The sequence below is a fragment of the Streptomyces sp. CA-210063 genome (assembly GCF_024612015.1).
Lineage (GTDB): Bacteria > Actinomycetota > Actinomycetes > Streptomycetales > Streptomycetaceae > Streptomyces.
Map to the genome: position 1 here is coordinate 5,309,949 of NZ_CP102512.1, position 16,539 is coordinate 5,326,487.

16 protein-coding genes and 1 pseudogene are annotated in these 16,539 nt (G+C 70.1%); 7 read left to right on the plus strand and 10 right to left on the minus strand.

The window, feature by feature from the left end; translation table 11 throughout:
• Positions 1 to 4 precede the first annotated feature (4 nt).
• Together JIX56_RS23060 and JIX56_RS23065 are read right to left on the minus strand one after the other, a co-directional pair.
• Positions 5 to 1,891 (minus strand): thioredoxin-like domain-containing protein, encoded by a 1,887-nt coding sequence (locus JIX56_RS23060; protein WP_257543124.1) that lies wholly within the window; start codon positions 1,889 to 1,891, stop codon positions 5 to 7.
• 83 nt (positions 1,892 to 1,974) lie between these two features.
• Positions 1,975 to 2,370, minus strand: coding sequence for a cupin domain-containing protein (locus JIX56_RS23065; protein WP_257543126.1), 396 nt, complete (start codon positions 2,368 to 2,370; stop codon positions 1,975 to 1,977).
• Positions 2,371 to 2,512: 142 nt separating this feature from the next.
• Between JIX56_RS23065 and JIX56_RS23070 the strand changes: the two genes are divergently transcribed.
• Together JIX56_RS23070 and JIX56_RS23075 are read left to right on the plus strand one after the other, a co-directional pair.
• On the plus strand, positions 2,513 to 3,532 hold the full coding sequence (locus JIX56_RS23070) for a helix-turn-helix domain-containing protein (RefSeq protein WP_257543128.1): 1,020 nt from the start codon (positions 2,513 to 2,515) through the stop codon (positions 3,530 to 3,532).
• Positions 3,529 to 4,023, plus strand: coding sequence for an LURP-one-related/scramblase family protein (locus JIX56_RS23075; RefSeq protein WP_257543130.1), 495 nt, complete (start codon positions 3,529 to 3,531; stop codon positions 4,021 to 4,023). Before JIX56_RS23070 ends, JIX56_RS23075 begins: the two co-directional genes overlap by 4 nt.
• Positions 4,024 to 4,142: 119 nt before the next feature.
• On the opposite strand, the gene JIX56_RS23080 is transcribed toward JIX56_RS23075, so the two are convergent.
• Positions 4,143 to 4,961 carry a carbon-nitrogen family hydrolase gene (locus JIX56_RS23080; RefSeq protein WP_257543132.1) on the minus strand — a complete coding sequence of 273 codons (819 nt, stop codon included), beginning with the start codon at positions 4,959 to 4,961 and terminating at the stop codon, positions 4,143 to 4,145.
• Positions 4,962 to 5,193: 232 nt separating this feature from the next.
• Between JIX56_RS23080 and JIX56_RS23085 the strand changes: the two genes are divergently transcribed.
• Complete coding sequence (locus JIX56_RS23085; protein ID WP_257543134.1) at positions 5,194 to 6,018, plus strand: maleylpyruvate isomerase family mycothiol-dependent enzyme; 825 nt, start codon at positions 5,194 to 5,196, stop codon at positions 6,016 to 6,018.
• Between the two features lie 140 nt (positions 6,019 to 6,158).
• Here the strand turns inward: JIX56_RS23085 and JIX56_RS23090 are convergent, their stop codons facing one another.
• Both JIX56_RS23090 and JIX56_RS23095 read right to left on the minus strand, forming a co-directional pair.
• Positions 6,159 to 7,475 carry an MFS transporter gene (locus JIX56_RS23090; RefSeq protein ID WP_257543136.1) on the minus strand — a complete coding sequence of 439 codons (1,317 nt, stop codon included), beginning with the start codon at positions 7,473 to 7,475 and terminating at the stop codon, positions 6,159 to 6,161.
• Positions 7,472 to 8,134 (minus strand): GntR family transcriptional regulator, encoded by a 663-nt coding sequence (locus JIX56_RS23095; protein ID WP_257543138.1) that lies wholly within the window; start codon positions 8,132 to 8,134, stop codon positions 7,472 to 7,474. The genes JIX56_RS23090 and JIX56_RS23095 overlap by 4 nt, the downstream gene beginning before the upstream one ends.
• A gap of 302 nt (positions 8,135 to 8,436) precedes the next feature.
• On the opposite strand from JIX56_RS23095, the gene JIX56_RS23100 reads away from it, so the two are divergent.
• Positions 8,437 to 9,270, plus strand: a complete 834-nt coding sequence (locus JIX56_RS23100) for a D-alanyl-D-alanine carboxypeptidase family protein (protein ID WP_443031864.1) — start codon at positions 8,437 to 8,439, stop codon at positions 9,268 to 9,270.
• A gap of 71 nt (positions 9,271 to 9,341) precedes the next feature.
• Here JIX56_RS23100 and JIX56_RS23105 read toward each other — a convergent pair whose 3' ends face one another.
• Together JIX56_RS23105 and JIX56_RS23110 are read right to left on the minus strand one after the other, a co-directional pair.
• A complete protein-coding gene (locus tag JIX56_RS23105; protein WP_257543142.1) occupies positions 9,342 to 9,539 on the minus strand; it encodes a DUF397 domain-containing protein in 198 nt (65 codons plus the stop codon).
• 5 nt (positions 9,540 to 9,544) lie between these two features.
• Positions 9,545 to 10,066: pseudogene (locus tag JIX56_RS23110) on the minus strand (DUF5753 domain-containing protein); the annotation flags it as partial.
• 229 nt (positions 10,067 to 10,295) lie between these two features.
• On the opposite strand from JIX56_RS23110, the gene JIX56_RS23115 reads away from it, so the two are divergent.
• Together JIX56_RS23115 and JIX56_RS23120 are read left to right on the plus strand one after the other, a co-directional pair.
• Positions 10,296 to 10,643 carry a hypothetical protein gene (locus JIX56_RS23115; RefSeq protein WP_257543146.1) on the plus strand — a complete coding sequence of 116 codons (348 nt, stop codon included), beginning with the start codon at positions 10,296 to 10,298 and terminating at the stop codon, positions 10,641 to 10,643.
• A complete protein-coding gene (locus JIX56_RS23120; protein WP_257543148.1) occupies positions 10,640 to 10,894 on the plus strand; it encodes a type II toxin-antitoxin system RelE family toxin in 255 nt (84 codons plus the stop codon). The genes JIX56_RS23115 and JIX56_RS23120 overlap by 4 nt, the downstream gene beginning before the upstream one ends.
• A 273-nt stretch (positions 10,895 to 11,167) precedes the next feature.
• Here the strand turns inward: JIX56_RS23120 and JIX56_RS23125 are convergent, their stop codons facing one another.
• From JIX56_RS23125 to pdhA, 3 genes are read right to left on the minus strand one after another with little or no spacing between them, the layout of a single operon-like run.
• Complete coding sequence (locus JIX56_RS23125; RefSeq protein ID WP_257543150.1) at positions 11,168 to 12,640, minus strand: dihydrolipoamide acetyltransferase family protein; 1,473 nt, start codon at positions 12,638 to 12,640, stop codon at positions 11,168 to 11,170.
• Between the two features lie 11 nt (positions 12,641 to 12,651).
• Positions 12,652 to 13,656 carry an alpha-ketoacid dehydrogenase subunit beta gene (locus JIX56_RS23130; RefSeq protein WP_257543151.1) on the minus strand — a complete coding sequence of 335 codons (1,005 nt, stop codon included), beginning with the start codon at positions 13,654 to 13,656 and terminating at the stop codon, positions 12,652 to 12,654.
• Positions 13,657 to 13,658: 2 nt separating this feature from the next.
• A complete protein-coding gene (gene pdhA, locus JIX56_RS23135; RefSeq protein ID WP_257543152.1) occupies positions 13,659 to 14,876 on the minus strand; it encodes a pyruvate dehydrogenase (acetyl-transferring) E1 component subunit alpha in 1,218 nt (405 codons plus the stop codon).
• Between the two features lie 492 nt (positions 14,877 to 15,368).
• Between pdhA and JIX56_RS23140 the strand changes: the two genes are divergently transcribed.
• Complete coding sequence (locus JIX56_RS23140) at positions 15,369 to 16,523, plus strand: phosphotransferase (protein ID WP_443031865.1); 1,155 nt, start codon at positions 15,369 to 15,371, stop codon at positions 16,521 to 16,523.
• The last annotated feature ends 16 nt before the right edge of the window (positions 16,524 to 16,539 follow it).

A 16,539-nucleotide genomic window follows, 5' to 3' on the forward strand; every position in this document is an offset into this window, starting at 1 on the left:
AGCGTCAGACGCGTCCGTCGATGCCCTGGTCCTCGTCATCCCCGTCGCCCGTGTCCATCCCCGCCAGCACCAGCGGCAGCCGGTCCGCCCCGCCCTCCGTGAGCCGGACCGGCACGCCCCAGTCCTGCTGGTGGACGTGACAGGCCGGGTACGCGGCGGAGCCGCTGTTGGACGCGGTGTCGTCGCAGGAGGCCGCCATCGCCGAGACATGGAGCACGCCCTCGGATATGGAAGGGTTCAGTTCGAGCGCGCGTGACAGGGACGTGTCCGCGCCCTCGCCATGGAGCAGCAGCTCGGGCGGCGTGGAGGAGACGAGCAGACGGGTCGACGGGCCGTACCGCTCGTCGAGCTTCTGCCCTGCCGGAGCCTGGAAGACGACGTCCAACCGCAGGCTGCCGGGGGCGACTTCGGTGGCCGCACGCTGGGTGCGATGGGCGACGGCCTCGACCTTCACCGTCTCCTCCGGCAGCCGCAGCCGGGTCAGCCGGTGCCGGGCGGACTCGACGACCACGATGTCGTCCCCGACGAGCACCGCGTCACTCGGCTCTCTCAAGTCCGTCGCCAGCGTGGTGACCTCGCCCGTCGCCGGGTCGTAGCGGCGCAACGCGTGGTTGTACGTGTCGCTGACCGCCACCGAACCGTCGGGCAGGGCCGTGACACCCAACGGATGCTGGAGCAGCGCCTGTCCGGCGGCGCCGTCACGGTGCCCGAAGTCGAAGAGCCCCGTCCCGACCGCCGTGTGGACCACCCCGTCGAGGTCCACCCAGCGCAGCGCGGACGTCTCGGAGTCGGCCAGCCAGAGCCGCTCGGCAGTGGCCGCGAGCCCGGAAGGCTGTGCGAACCAGGCCTCGCCGCCCGGCCCGTCCACAAGCCCTTCGTTCGTCGTGCCGGCCGCCACCGCCACGGTGCAGTCCGCCGGGTCGTACGTCCACAGCTGATGCACACCGGCCATCGCGATCCACACCTTGCCGCCGAAGACCGCCACGTCCCACGGCGAGGACAGGTCGACCTCCCACGCGGGACCGGAGGTCGGCGAGCCCTGCCACCACTGGCGGCCCGTGCCCGCGAGCGTCGTCACATGGCCGGTGGCCGGGTCGAGCCGGCGCAGGGCGTGGTTCACGGTGTCGGCGACCACCACGGCGCCGCTGTCCAGCAGCGCCAGCCCCTGCGGCTCGCTGAAGCGGGCGTGCTCCGCGCTGCCGTCCACGAACCCGCGCTCGCCGGACCCGTACCGTCGTACGACGCTCTCGCCGTCCGCCGCCAGCCGGACCAGTTGGTGCCGGGTGGTGTCGCTGACGAGGAAGTCGCCGTCCGGCAGGAGCAGCGCCTTGCCGGGGAAGCGCAGCACCGTCGGCTCGGGGTCCGGCGCCACATACGGCCCGTCGCCGCGCCGGAGCGTGCCCTTGGCCCCGTGCTCGGTCTCCAGCTCGGCGACCAGCCGCTCGATGGCGTGCGCATGCCCTTCGCCCGCGTGCTGAGCGACCACATACCCCTCCGGGTCGATCACCACGAGCGTCGGCCAGGCCCGTACCGCGTACTGCTTCCAGGTGGCGAGCTCCGGATCGTCGAGCACGGGATGCTCCACGCCGTATCGCTCGACGGCGTCGACCACCGCCCCGTGCTCCGCCTCGTGTGCGAACTTCGGCGAGTGCACCCCGATGACCACCACCGTGTCCCGGTGCTTCTCCTCCAGCTCCCGCAGCTCGTCCAGGACATGCAGACAGTTGATGCAGCAGAACGTCCAGAAATCCAGCAGCACTATCTTCCCTCGCAGGTCAGCAAGGGTGTACCGCTTCCCGCCCGTGTTAAGCCAGCCGCCCTTCCCGATCAGCTCGGGGGCGCGGACGCGGACACGGCGGGGTGCCGGGTGCTGGGTCGTGGAATCGCTCATGGATCAAGAGTGCCACTTGCCGGCGGCCCGCCCGCGAGCCTGTGGACAACCTCGTGCACCGGCCTGTGGACAACCCTCGCGGGTCAGCTCAGCGCATGCCCCGTCGTCGCGTCCACATGGTCCGGGACCTCCTCGTGCCGGTCGCCGACGGTGAGGGTGCCGGTGGGCTCGATGACGAGGATCGCGGCGCGGGCCGGGGCGTACGGCTTGTGCTCGATGCCTCGCGGGACGGTGAAGACCGAGCCCCGGGGCAGGACGACCGTGCGCTCGCCCGCCGCTTCGCGCAGGCCGATGTGCAGTTCGCCCTCCACGACGAGGAAGAACTCGTCGGTGTTCTCGTGGACGTGCCAGAGATGCTCGCCCTCCACCTTGGCGACGCGGACGTCGTAGTCGTTGACGGTGGTGACGATGCGGGGGCTCCACAGGGCGTCGAATGAGGCGAGGGCCTCCGCCAGGGAGATCGGTTCCGTGAGTCCCACAGTTTCCGTGACTTGCGCGGCTTCCGCAGTTTCTGTGACTTCCAGGACTTCCGGGACTTCCGGGGCTTGCGTGGCTCGCGTGGTTTCCATGTGGTCATCGTGCGGGGTGCCGCCTGCGCCGTACGAGTGCTAGGAATCGCACATGCAGCAAGGATCCTCGCACCACCGGAGCCCGAACCCGCCGATTCCGCATCGCGTCGCGGTGGTCGTGGACGAGGCCACGAACCCGTTCGAGGTCGGCGTGGCGACCGAGCTGTTCGGCCTGCCACGGCCCGAGCTGGGACTGTCCGGGCCGCTGTACGAGGTGACGCTGTGCACGCCCGGGCCCGAGGTCCGGATGAACCACGGGTTCTTCACCATGACGGGGGTGGCGGGGCTCGACGCCGTCGACGACGCCGACACCCTCGTCGTACCGGGCCGGCCGGACAACGTCGTGCCGCGCGGGGCCGCCGCGCTCGACGCCATCCGGCGCGCCCACGCGCGCGGGGCGCGGGTCGTGAGCTTCTGCACCGGCACCTTCGCGCTGGCGGAGGCGGGGGTGCTCGACGGGCGCCGCGCCACGACCCACTGGCGCTGGGCGGATGCGTTCCGGGAACTGCATCCGAAGGTCCTGCTGGAACCGGACGTGCTCTACGTGGACGACGGCGACCTGCTGAGCTCGGCCGGGAGTGCGGCCTCACTCGACCTGGGGCTGCACATCTGGCGCCGCGACCACGGCGCGGAGCTCGCCAACGCGGTGAGCCGACGGCTGGTGTTCGCCGCTCATCGTGACGGCGGGCAGCGGCAGTTCGTGGAGCGGCCCCTTCCGCACGTACCGGACGCATCCCTCGGCCCCGTGCTGGCGTGGGCGCAGGAGCGGCTCGACGCACCGCTCACCGTCGCGGACCTCGCCGCCCGCGCGGCCGTGTCGCCCGCCACCCTGCACCGCCGTTTCCGCTCCCAGCTCGGCACGACCCCCCTGGCCTGGCTCATCGGGGAGCGGGTGACCCTGGCCCGGCGGCTCATCGAGCGCGGCGAGGAGCGCCTCGACGTGGTCGCCGAGCGCAGCGGACTCGGGACGGCCGCGAACCTCCGCGCGCGGTTGCGTCAGGAGACCGGGCTGAGCCCTTCGGCCTATAGGCGACGTTTCGGAGCGAGCCCGGGGGAACGCCTGAAGGCATGAGATTCCTCGTACGCGACCGGCTCCTCGGCATCGGTGACGACTACTGGATCGAGGACGAGCACGGCAGAAAGGCCTTCCTCGTCGACGGCAAGGCCATGCGACTGCGGGACACCTTCGAGCTGAAGGACACCCAGGGTCAGGTACTGATCGACATCCGCCAGAAGATGTTCGCCCTGCGCGACACGATGGTCGTCGAACGGGGTGGCGAGCCCCTCGCCACCGTCCGCCGCAAACGCCTGTCCCTCCTGCGCAACCACTACCGGGTCTCCCTGGCTGACGGCACCGAACTCGACGTCAGTGGCAAGATCCTCGACCGCGAGTTCGTCATCGAGTACGACGGGGAACTCCTCGCGCACATCTCCCGCAGATGGCTGCGCGTCCGCGAGACGTACGGCCTCGACGTCGTGAGGGACGACGCGGATCCGGCCCTGCTGATCGCCGTCGCGGTGTGCGTGATCCACCTGGCGGAGAAGGAGAGGGACGACGACTGACGGCAGTGAAGAAGGGACGGCCGACCGGGGGCAGCGGCAAGGGGACGGTCGGCACGCGTCAGCGGAGACGGAACGGTCGGCACGCGTCAGCGGAGAAGGAACGGCCCGCAGGGGTCATCTCAGCCGCGCGGCGTCTCCAGCCCCAGCAGCCTGTCCTTCAGCGCCGGGAACTGCTCCCGCGTCGTCGCGACCTTCCCCGGGTCGAAGTCGACCGTGAGGATCTCCTCGTCGGAGCCCGCCTCGGCCAGGACCTCGCCCCAGGGGTCGACCACGATCGAGTGGCCGGCCTGGGGAACTCCCGCGTGCGTACCGGCCGTTCCGCAGGCAAGGACGTACGCCTGGTTCTCGACCGCCCGCGCCCGGGCCAGCAGCGTCCAGTGGGCACGGCGGCGTTCGGGCCAGCCGGCGGGGACGACGAAGGTCTCGGCGCCGGCGTCGACGAGGCCGCGGAAGAGTTCGGGGAAGCGGAGGTCGTAGCAGGTGGCGACGCCGAGGGTCGTCTCGGGGAGGCGGAGCGTCACGAGTTCCGAGCCCGCGCCCATCAGTACCGCCTCGCCCTTGTCGAAGCCGAAGCGGTGGATCTTGCGGTAGGCGGCGGCGAGATCGCCGGAGGGTGAGAAAACGAGGGAGGTGTTGTAAAGGAGCCCGTCGCCCGCGGCGGAGCCGCTGTCCGCATCAGCACGCTCGGGAATCGAGCCCGCGTGCAGCCAGACACCCGCGTCGCTCGCCGCCTTGGCCATCACCTCGTACGTCGGCCCTTCCAGCGGCTCGGCCGTGGCGGCGAAGGACTCGAACGCGAAAGCACCCGTGGTCCACAGCTCCGGAAGGACGACGAGATCGGCACCGGCCTGGTCCCGCACCAGCGACGCCACACGCCGCCTGCGCGAATCGACCGATTCATCCTCATCTACGCTGATCTGGATGAGCGAGGCGCGCACACTACCACCGTCCTGGCATTCGAGCCGTCCACACCGGCCTACGATCGTCACACGAAAGCACTGCCGGGGTGCCTCACGGCAGCGTAACTTAACGTTCCACAGCACCCACTGACAGCCGCCGACGCCCACTCCACCGCCGTCAACGCCGACGCCCCCACTGAAATCCGCCACCCACATACCGATACGCATCGACCGTACTGACAGGTACCGACCGCCCGAGGGGTCCCGTTCCGTGAGTCTGCATCCCACTCTTCAGCCCTACGCCGACGCCTGGACCCACTCCGTGGACGCGATATCCGAGCTGGTGACGCCGCTCGTGGAGGGCGAGTGGAACCGGCGGACACCATGCCCCGGCTGGTCGGTGCGTGATGTGGTCTCCCACGTCATCGGCCTGGACTGCGAGATGCTCGGCGACCCGCGGCCCATCCACACCCTCCCGCGCGACCTGTACCACGTACGGACCGAGCACCAGCGGTACATGGAGATGCAGGTCGACGCCCGTCGTCACCACACCGCCCCGGAGATGACGTCCGAGCTGGAGTACACGATCATCCGGCGCAACCGCCAGCTGCGGAACGAGTCGCGGGACCCGGGTCACAAGGTGCGTGGCCCGCTCGGCACGGAGCTGACCCTCGAACAGGCCATGCGGAACCGCGCGTTCGACGTGTGGGTCCACGAGCAGGACCTGCGCGCCGCGCTGGGCCAGCCGGGGAACCTGGACTCACCGGGCGCGTACGTCGTCCGTGACGAGCTGCTCTCGGTGCTGCCGAAGGTCGTCGCCGAGGACGCGCAGGCGCCGCGCAGTTCGGCGGTCGTCTTCGACGTGCACGGCCCGGTGGAGTTCCTCCGTACCGTCCGCGTCGACATCCAGGGCCGCGGCACCCTGGAGACCACCCCCGCCCTCGGCCCCGCCGCCACCCTCACGCTCGACTGGGAGACCTACGTCCGGCTGGCCTGCGGCCGTGTGACCGCCGACGCCGTGGCCGACCGCATCAAGGGTGAGGGCGAGCCCCATCTGATCGCCGCGATCCTGCGGGCGTTCGCAGTGACCGTGTAACTCCCGGCGGCTCCCGCCCGGCCGTAGTGACGGCCCGGGCGCAGTGCGGTGCGTGCGGTCACGCGACCTGGTCGAAGGCCGTCTCCGTCACCGTCCCCACCACCGCGTCCGCCCGCCCGGGCGCCGCCGCGGCAGGCCTTTCACGCCGGTACGTGCACCGTCTCCACCCGGCTCGCCACCAGGCGTTCCCGTTCGCGGCGCGCCGCGCGGCCGCGCAGGCGGAGGATCTGGCTGAGGCCCAGTGCCTGGAGGACGAAGACGGCGGAGAAGGCGATGCGGTAGTCGTCGTCGGTCAGGTCCAGGAGGACGCCGACCGCGAACAGGGTCGTCATGGAGGCGACGAAACCACCCATGTTGGTGATCCCCGAGGCGGTGCCCTGACGCTCCGGCGGGTTCGCCGGGCGGGCGAAGTCGAAGCCGAGCATCGAGGCCGGACCGCAGGCGCCCAGGACCGCGCACAGGACGATCAGGAGCCACATCGGCGCGTGCTCGCCGGGGTACAGGAGCGTGGTCGCCCAGACCGCCGCCGTGGCGAGCACCGTCCCGAGCGCCAGCGGTAGCCGCGCGGCGTGGTGCCGGGCGACGATCTGCCCGTACACCAGTCCGACGACCATGTTGGACAGGACGACGAGGGTGAGCAGTTCACCGGCGGTGCCCCGGCTCAGCCCCTGCGCCTCGACGAGGAACGGCAGCCCCCACAGCAGCAGGAACACCATCGCCGGGAACTGGGTCGTGAAGTGCACCCACAGCCCGAGCCGGGTGCCGGGCTCCCGCCAGGACGCCGCGATCTGCCGCCGGACGTACGCCGCCCCGTGGTGCGGGAACGGCTCCGGCTCGTGTCCCTCGGGGTGGTCCTTCAGGAACAGCAGGGTCAGGACGAGGACGACGAGCCCGGCGACCGAACTGCCCGCGAACGCCGCCGTCCAGCCCACCCCGTGCAGCAGCCGGGCCAGCAGCAGCGTCGAGATCAGGTTGCCCGCCATGCCGACCAGGCCCGCCATCTGCGCGATCATCGGTCCACGCCGGGCCGGGAACCAGCGGCTGCCCAGCCGCAGCACGCTGATGAACGTCATCGCGTCGCCGCAGCCCAGCAGAGCCCGCGAGGCCAGCGCCGTGCCGTACGACGGCGACAGCGCGAAGCCGATCTGGCCGGCCGTGAAAAGCAGGATGCCCAGCGTCAGCACCTTCTTGGTACCGAGCCGGTCGACCAGCAGGCCGACGGGTATCTGCATGCCCGCGTAGACCAGCAGCTGGAGTATCGAGAAGGTCGACAGGGCGGAGGCGCCCACATGGAAACGGTCGGCGGCGTCGAGGCCGGCCACCCCCAGCGACGTACGGAAGATGACGGCGACGAAGTAGACGGAGACGCCGACACCCCAGACGGCGAGGGCGCGGCGGCCGCCGGGCGGATCCCCGGGCAGGGACCCGGCGGACGAGGATATGGCGGGGCGGCTCAACGGACCTCCCCCCGGGCCAGGTTGGAGAACCAGCTGACGTGCCGGTGCACGAGGTCCACGGCCGCCTCCGCGTCGCCCGCGCGCAGCGCCTGGAGGATCTCCTCGTGCTCGGTGAGCGTCTTGGTGATGCGGTCGGGGTGGGCGTGCATGACGGCCACGCCCATGCGCAGCTGCCGGTCGCGGAGTTGGTCGTAGAGGCGGGAGAGGATCGCGTTGCCGCCGCTGCGGACGATCTCGGCGTGGAAACAGCGGTCGGTCACCGCCGCGCCCGCCAGATCCCCGGCGGCGGCCTGCGCCTTCTGCTGCTCCAGGAGGCCTTCCAGACGCTCGATCAGCTGCGGCGAGGCCGGGACCGTCTTGCGGACCGCGTGCTCCTCGACCAGCTGCCGGGTCTCGACGACGTCCGCGATCTCCTGCGCGGAGACGGGCAGCACCAACGCGCCCTTCTTCGGGTAGAGCTTGATCAGCCCCTCGACCTCCAGCCGCAGCAGCGCCTCCCGCACCGGCGTCCGGGACACCCCGACCGCCTCGGCCAGCTCGCCCTCGGTGAGCAGCGTGCCGCCCTCGTAATGACGCTCCAGCACACCCTGTTTGACGTGGGCGTAGACACGGTCGGCGGCGGGCGGCTGCTTCACGGCGGGGGCTGGGGCGGAGGGCATGCCCACAGCATAGATACAACACGTACCCATCGCTGTCACCGTCCACGATCCGGGACGGTAACCCCCACCCTGAACCCGTCAAGGGACTGTGAGATGGACTTGAATTGACCCCCACCTCACCCGGCGCACAACCTTTTGTGCTACTCACTTGTCACACGAGAAGCGGCCCTGCTTGCCCGCAACCGGAGCCCAAGTGGCCGCACTCCTCAGACATTTGACGCAATCGGGGTACTGACTTGATTACCGCCATAAAGGGCGCACGTGTCCGCAGAGCCGCTGCAGTCGTCGTGACCACCGGTGCGATGATCGCGACCGGAGTCGTCGGCTCCGCTCCCGCGCAGGCCGCGGTCGCGAAGCCGACCATCAACGCCAAGGGCGGGTTCGTGATCAACCCGGCCACCGGCAAGAGCTGGGGCAAGACCGCGAACACCACGCGCGCCACGGGCTCCACCACCAAGATCATGACCGCCAAGGTCGTGCTGTCGCAGAAGAACCTGAACCTGGACGCCAAGGTCACCATCCAGAAGGCGTACAGCGACTACATCGTCAAGAACACGGCCTCCTCGGCCCGCCTGATCGTCGGTGACAAGGTCACCGTCCGTCAGCTCCTCTACGGGCTGATGCTGCCGTCGGGCTGTGACGCCGCGTATGCCCTCGCCGACAAGTTCGGTACGGGTTCGACGCGCGCGGCCCGGGTGAAGTCGTTCATCTCCAAGATGAACTCGACCGCCAAGAGCCTCGGCATGACGAACACGAAGTTCGACTCATTCGACGGCATCAGCAACGGCTCGAACTACTCGACGCCGAAGGACCTCACCACGCTCGGCCGCAACGTGATGAAGAACTCCACGTTCAAGACGATCGTGAAGACCAAGTCGTACACGGCCAAGACGATCACCAAGTCGGGCGGCACCCGCACGATGCCGACCTGGACGAACACCAACCCGCTGCTGACCAGCTACTCGGGCACGATCGGCATCAAAACCGGATCCGGCACCCAGGCCAAGTACTGCCTCGTCTTCGCCGCCACCCGCAACGGCAAGACGATCTACGGCACGGTCCTCACCGCCTCGTCGGCCGGCGCCCGCGCATCGGACGCCACGACGCTCCTGAACTACGGCTTCAAGGCGCTGTAAAGTCGCGCCAGGCCTGTCAGGCTCTACGAGGACGGGGTCCACCGCAGTACGCGGTGGACCCCTTCGCCGTTTCAGCCTCGAACTGGCCCCACGTACTCCACGAAGACGGCCCACGCCCCCGGCGCGAGCCGGACTATCGGCCCGTCCGCGTCCTGCTCCTTGGAGTCACGGACGGCGACGGTGCCGGGAACGTTGCGAGCGACTTCGACGCATTCTTGACCCGCATTGCCGCCGCTGTAGCTGGACTTGACGAACTCGAATGCGGGCACGCCGACTACATCTCCTTCAGGATCCCGTCGATCAGGCTGACCGAGTTGCCCTGCGCGAGGCTCAGCCGCGTGACGCGGTCGAAGAGCACGTTGTGGTGGTCGGCATCAGTATTGCTCTCCAGCCAGAGGGTGGACGAGGTGGTATCCGTGTGGACCACGTCCAGCGCGCCCGGCTCGGCGAACGACACAATGGTGAAGGCACTGGTCATGCCTGGATAAGCACCCGCAAGGTATGGGAGCACCTGCAGCTTCACGTTCGGCCTCCGTGCCATGTCCAGCAGGTGGCCCAGTTGCGCCTGCATGACGTCCCGTCCACCGACGAGTTGGCGCAGAGCGCTCTCGTGCACGACTGCCCACAGCTCCAGAGCTCTATCCCCGTCCAGCCGAGCCTGGCGTGCCATCCGGGACTCGACGAACGGTTCGATCTCGTCCGGGTCCTCCCAGTACCCGTTGCCGACCGCGAGCGCCCGCGCATAGTCCGCCGTCTGCAACAGGCCCGGAACGATCGCCAGTTGCCATGTCCGCACGAGAGGTGAACGGCTACCGGAGCCGCGCTGGGTCGAGGACACCGATCCATCCGGGCGTGGGCTGCTCATCGTCCGCGCGCTCGCCAGCCGCTGGGCCGTCGAGAAGCTCACCGTGGGCAAGAGGATCTGGGCGGAGCTGGACGTTCCGGGAGGGGGGATGCGTAGGCTCTTCGGCCGTCTCCGAAGGTGCTGCGGCGGTACCTTGGCCGCACGGCGAAAGGGGACGAGGATGACAGCCGAGTGGCAGAGCACGGTGGCAGAAGCACGAGAAGTCACGGGATTCAACAGCGTGGTCGTGCGGCGTGACATCGACGGCATCGGAGCCGCCCTGCGACTCGATCACCGGGCCGGCTTCTACGCGGAACTGGGCTCCCTCGCTGATTCCGGTGGCTTCGAGGCTTTCCTCAACCACTGGTGGACCCAGGCGCTCGCCGACTCGGCGCCCGACGAGGACGCACGCGAGCGGGCAATCGAGTTCGCCGACGTGACCGTGTCCCTGTACGCGCGATCCGCAGGCGGACCCACATCCACCCAAGCCGAAATCGAAGCCCTCGTCGCCGGAGCGGAAGCCCCTTGAGCTACACGATCATCTGGGAGCGAGGCGCTTCCGAAGGCCTCAAGCGACTCCGAGACCGCGACGGCGACGCAGTGAAACCCCTCGTCCAAGCGATCAGCGCACTCGCCCGGAATCCCGAGCCCACCACGAGCGGCAAGCTCGGCAACACCAACCTGCGACGCCTGCGCGTCGGCGTCTACAGGGCCGCGTACGAGTTCGACGGTGGAACCGTCTCCGTCAAGATCCTCATGGTCGGCAGCACAGCCGTTTGACCGACAGCCGAACAGGACAGGGCTGTCCCTTCGCGACGACGGGCCACGTCCCGGAGTGGCATCGAGACATTCTTGAGACAGTGACTGGAGGTCACGGTCTCAGCGAGAGATTCCTGAGACCGTAACTGGAGGTTACGGTCTCAGCGTTCCCGCAGGTCGGGAGTGGTGCCGAGACATGAATCCGACGGCTTCCACGCCGTTGAAGCAGAAGGGGCCGGCCGCGAGTCGAGATTGCGGCCAGCCCTTTCGCGCTGAGCCTGCCCGGTCACGCCCCTACGCCCAAGTGATCAGCCTCTTCGGCTGCTCAAGAATCGCCGCCACGTCCGCCAGCACCTTGGAGCCCAATTCCCCGTCCACCAGCCGGTGGTCGAAGCTCAGCGCCAGCGTCGTCACCTGCCGGGGCTTCACCTTGCCCTTGTGGACCCACGGCTGGAGCCGGATCGCGCCGACGGCGAGGATCGCGGACTCGCCCGGGTTCAGGATCGGCGTGCCGGTGTCGATGCCGAAGACGCCGACGTTGGTGATGGTGACCGTGCCGCCCTGCATGGCGGCCGGGGAGGTCCGGCCCTCCTTGGCCGTCGAGACCAGCTCGCCCAGCGACTCGGCCAGCTGGGGCAGCGTCTTCGCGTGGGCGTCCTTGATGTTCGGGACGATCAGGCCGCGCGGTGTGGCGGCGGCGATGCCCAGGTTCACGTAGTGCTTGACGACGATCTCCTGGGCGGCCTCGTCCCAGGAGGCGTTGATGTCCGGGTGACGCCTGATCGCGACCAGCAGGGCCTTGGCGATCAGGAGGAGCGGGTTCACCCGCAGCCCCTGCATCTCCTTATCCTGCTTCAGCTCCTCGACCAGCTTCATCGTGCGCGTCACGTCGACCGTCACGAACTCGGTGACATGCGGCGCGGTGAACGCCGAGCCCACCATCGCCGCCGCCGTCGCCTTCCGGACACCCTTCACGGGGATACGGGTCTCGCGCGCGCCGTCGTACGAAACCGCCGGCGCCGGCGCGACGGCGGGCGCGGCAGGGGCCGCGGGCGCCTCCGCCACGGGCTCGGGCGCCTTCGGCCGGGCCACCGCCGCGTGCACGTCCTCGCGGGTGATGATCCCGTCCGGGCCGGACGGGGTGATCGTCGCCAGGTCCACGCCGAGGTCCTTGGCCAGCTTGCGCACCGGCGGCTTCGCCAGCGGACGCTGCACGCCAGGGGCATGACCGTGCCCGTTCAACTCGCCCTGGACGCCCTGGATCGCGGTAGCCGCGTACAGGGTGTCCTCGGCGGGCACGGCGGCTGCCGGGACACCCTTGCGGGGGCGGCGCTTCGTGGACGACTCGGCGACCCCGTAGCCGACGAGAACCGGCTTGCGGCCCTCGGGCTTCTTGGCCGCCGGTGCCGACGCGGGCGCGGGCGCCGACTTCACCGCGGGCTCGGCGGGAGCGGCCTCCCCGGCCGGAGCCGAAGCCGGGGCCGGGGCCGATGCCGGTGCGGCACCGCCCGCCACGGCCACCGCGATGATCGACGTGCCGACGTCGACCGTCGTGCCCTCGGGGAAGTGCAGTTCGCGTACGACGCCGTCGTACGGGATGGGCAGTTCGACGGCGGCCTTGGCGGTCTCGACCTCGCAGACGATCTGGCCGTCGGTGACGGTGTCACCGGGCTGGACGTACCACTTGAGGATCTCGGCCTCGGTGAGTCCCTCGCCCACGTCGGGCATCTTGAACTCGCGCAGAGACGTGTCTGTCATCGTCGTCACGGACCTCTCCCTCAGTACGCCAGCGAGCGGTCGACGGCGTCGAGCACCCGGTCCAGGTTCGGCAGGTACTCCTCCTCCAGGCGGGCCGGCGGATACGGGGCGTGGTACCCACCGACCCGGAGGACGGGGGCCTCCAGGTGGTAGAAGCACCGCTCGGTGATGCGGGCGGCGATCTCCGCGCCCGAGCCGAAGAACACCGGCGCCTCGTGGACCACGATCAGCCGACGCGTCCTCTCCACGGAGGCCTGGATCGAGTCGAAGTCCAAAGGAGACACCGACCGCAGGTCCAGGACCTCCAGGGCCCTGCCCTCCTCGGCGGCCGCGTCGGCGACCTCCTGGCAGAGCTTCACCATCGGGCCGTACGCGGCGAGCGTGAGGTCGGTGCCCTCGCGGACGACACGGGCCTTGTGCAGCGGGCCGGGGATGGCCTCGCGGTTGACCTCGGCCTTGTCCCAGTAGCGCCGCTTCGGCTCGAAGAAGATCACCGGGTCGTCGCTCTGGATGGCCTGCTGCATCATCCAGTAGGCGTCCGCCGCGTTCGACGGCGAGACCACCTTCAGGCCCGCCACGTGCGCGAACAGGGCCTCCGGGGACTCGGAGTGGTGCTCGACCGCGCCGATGCCGCCGCCGTAGGGGATACGGACGACGACGGGGAGCTTGACCTTGCCCAGCGAGCGGGCGTGCATCTTGGCGAGCTGGGTGACGATCTGGTCGTACGCGGGGAAGACGAAGCCGTCGAACTGGATTTCGACGACTGGGCGGTAGCCCCGCAGGGCGAGGCCGATGGCGGTGCCGACGATGCCCGACTCGGCGAGCGGGGTGTCGATCACCCGGTCCTCGCCGAAGTCCTTCTGCAGGCCGTCCGTCACCCGGAACACACCGCCGAGCTTGCCGACGTCCTCGCCCATGACGAGGACCTTGGGGTCGGCCTCGAGGGCCGTGCGCAGCGATTCGTTGATCGCCTTGGCGAGCGCCAGGCTCTTCACGGCCGGCTGCGCGGCTGTCTGCGTGGTCATCGCTACTTGCCCTCCTCTTCGTCCACATCGGCGAACGACGCCTGGTACGCGGCGAACTGGGCGCGCTCCTCGTCCACGAGCGCGTGTCCGTCCGCGTACGCGTTCTCGAAGATGGCGAAGTGGTCCGGGTCGGGCATGGCACGCACCACTTCGCGCACTCGCCTTCCCAACGCCTCGCTCTCCGTTTCGAGTTCCGCGAAGAATCCCTCGTTCGTGTCCGTTTCGGACTCGAGGTAGCCGCGCAGGCGCGCGATCGGGTCCTTGGCCTCCCAGGCGACGCGCTCGTCGTCGTGGCGGTAGCGGGTGGGGTCGTCGGAGGTGGTGTGGGCGCCCATGCGGTACGTGTACGCCTCGACCAGGGTGGGGCCCTCGCCCCGGCGGGCCCGCTCCAGCGCCCACTTGGTGACCGCGAGGCAGGCGAGGACGTCGTTGCCGTCGACGCGGACGCCCGGGAAGCCGAAGCCCTGGGCGCGCTGGTACAGGGGTACCCGGGTCTGCTTCTCGGTGGGCTCGGAGATGGCCCACTGGTTGTTCTGGCAGAAGAAGACGACCGGCGCGTTGTAGACCGCGGAGAAGGTGAACGCCTCGGCGACGTCGCCCTGGCTGGAGGCGCCGTCACCGAAGTAGGCGATGACCGCCGAGTCGGCGCCGTCCTTGGCGATGCCCATGGCGTAGCCCGTGGCGTGCAGCGTCTGGGAGCCGATGACGATCGTGTAGAGGTGGAAGTTGTTGCTGTTCGGGTCCCAGCCGCCGTTGTTCACGCCGCGGAACATGCCGAGCAGATTGGTCGGGTCGACGCCGCGGCACCAGGCGACGCCGTGCTCCCGATAGGTCGGGAAGACGTAGTCGTCCTCGCGGGTGGCCCGCCCGGAGCCGATCTGGGCGGCTTCCTGGCCGAGCAGCGAGGCCCACAGGCCCAGCTCGCCCTGGCGCTGCAGGGAGGTGGCCTCGGCGTCGAAGCGGCGGGTCAGCACCATGTCGCGGTACAGACCACGCAGCTCGTCGGGGGTGATGTCGGCGACGAACGGGTCGTACTCGGCGTTCTTGACGCGCTTGCCCTCGGGCGTCAGCAGCTGAACGAGTTCGGGCCGGCCATCGGTCGGCTTCTTCGCAGTGGCGCGCCTGGTTCCGGTGGTGCCGGCCGCCTTGCTGCCGGTGGTGCCGGTCTTGCCTGCGGCGCTGCGTCGCGGCTTGCGCGCGGCAGTGCTCTCCACGGTCACGTGTGCTCCTCCGTCGGTCCGGCCCCCGGGGTTGCCGGAAGACCAGTGCGGCTCGCCTGATCCCGGTAACCCGTGCACGGGGTGGGTGCCCTTGGCCGGGAACAGACGTGACAGGTGCCCCGGCGAGCGCCCTGCACGAGGCACGTTACCCAGTGCGCCACATTCCTGTGAAACCCCTACTGACCTGCGATTTTCCTTGGATTTCCAAGTAATTCGGTACTAGGGGGTCCAAGTAAGTCGCGTCCGTGGGGAACAGTCGCTGGTCACAGCCTGGCAGGGGGCCGGAACACCGGCACGTTATCCCGGCCACCCCGGCCACGGGAAGACTTCGCCGCAGGCCACCCGTCCGGACGCGGCGATACCCCCGGAGGGCTCAAACCCGTATGTCTGCGCGTCGAGCCACAGTTCGGTTCTGTGCACTCTGTGACCACTAACGACTGTCTGTGACAAGCCTGAGGTCAGCGGCTCGGCGCGTGCCCTAACATCTGGCGCGTGCCGCGCTCATCTGTACCACCCTCTGTGCTCCACGCGCCCCCTCTGGGCCCCCTACTGGAGCAGTACACCGCCGGGTCCGCCCTGACCTGTGAACCCGTCGACGAGGGCCTGCTCAACCGCGGCTACCGGCTCTCCACCACCCACGGCCGGTACTTCCTCAAGCACCACTTCGACCCCGAGACCGCCGATCCGGCCGCGATCGTCCGCCAGCACCGGGCCACCCAGCGCCTCGCCGACCTCGGCGTCCCCGTGGCCCCACCGCTCGCCGGACGCGACGGACGGACGGTCGCGGTCGTCGGCGGCCACGCCTACGCCCTGCACCCCTGGATCGAGGGGCGCCACCGGCACGGCGGCCAGCTCACCACCGGGCAGTGCGCCCGACTGGGGGCGCTCCTGGGCGTCGTACACGCGTCTCTGGAGCGGGTGATGCCGGTGCACGACCCGGCGATACGGGGGCGGGAGCCGGTGCCGCCGGTGCGGCGACGGCTGATTCCGGCCCAGCGGCAGGCCCGGGGAGGGCCGTCCGCCAAGGCTCGCACCGAAGATCACGCGGCGGCCGCGGGGGGCGTAGGGGCCGAGAGCGCGGATCCCGTCGGCACCTTCGCCCTCATCGACGGTCTGCTCGACCGGGTACGGCGTCGTCGGCCGGCCGACGCCTTCGACGCGCTCGCCCGGCACCGGCTCCTGGAGCGGCGGGAGTTGCTGGAGCGGCACGCGCAGCGGCGGCCGCCCAGGGGCGGTCCGGTGGGATGGGTGCACGGGGACTTCCACCCGTTCAACGTGCTCTACCGGGACGACGTTCCGGACGTGCCCGCCGCGATCCTCGACTGGGACCGGCTCGGTGTGCAGCCGCGCGCGGAGGAGGCGGTCCGGGCGGCGGTGATCTTTTTCGTGCGCCCGGTCGGCGCCCTCGATCTGGCGAAAGTGCGGTCCTACGCGCGCGCGTACCGCCGCGCCACGGGCGCCGCCCCGGCCGAACTCGCGGCCGCCGTGCACCGCGTGTGGTGGGAGCGGCTCAACGACTTCTGGATGCTGCGCTGGCACTACGAGCGCGGCGACACCCGCGCCGATCCGCAGTTCCCGGCGGCCTCGGCGCTGGTGGTGTGGTGGACGCGGGAGTACGACGCGGTGTGCGAGGCGTTCGTGGAGTGACCCGGGGAGGGGCCAC

Bases quoted from the DNA above. Each gene is read 5' to 3' on its own strand.
- JIX56_RS23130 (WP_257543151.1), bottom strand. From the start codon at position 13,656: ATGACCACGCAGACAGCCGCGCAGCCGGCCGTGAAGAGCCTGGCGCTC.
- JIX56_RS23100 (WP_443031864.1), top strand. From the start codon at position 8,437: ATGATCGCGACCGGAGTCGTCGGCTCCGCTCCCGCGCAGGCCGCGGTC.
- JIX56_RS23060 (WP_257543124.1), bottom strand. From the start codon at position 1,891: ATGAGCGATTCCACGACCCAGCACCCGGCACCCCGCCGTGTCCGCGTC.
- JIX56_RS23070 (WP_257543128.1), top strand. From the start codon at position 2,513: ATGCAGCAAGGATCCTCGCACCACCGGAGCCCGAACCCGCCGATTCCG.
- JIX56_RS23095 (WP_257543138.1), bottom strand. From the start codon at position 8,134: ATGCCCTCCGCCCCAGCCCCCGCCGTGAAGCAGCCGCCCGCCGCCGAC.
- JIX56_RS23075 (WP_257543130.1), top strand. From the start codon at position 3,529: ATGAGATTCCTCGTACGCGACCGGCTCCTCGGCATCGGTGACGACTAC.
- JIX56_RS23115 (WP_257543146.1), top strand. From the start codon at position 10,296: ATGACAGCCGAGTGGCAGAGCACGGTGGCAGAAGCACGAGAAGTCACG.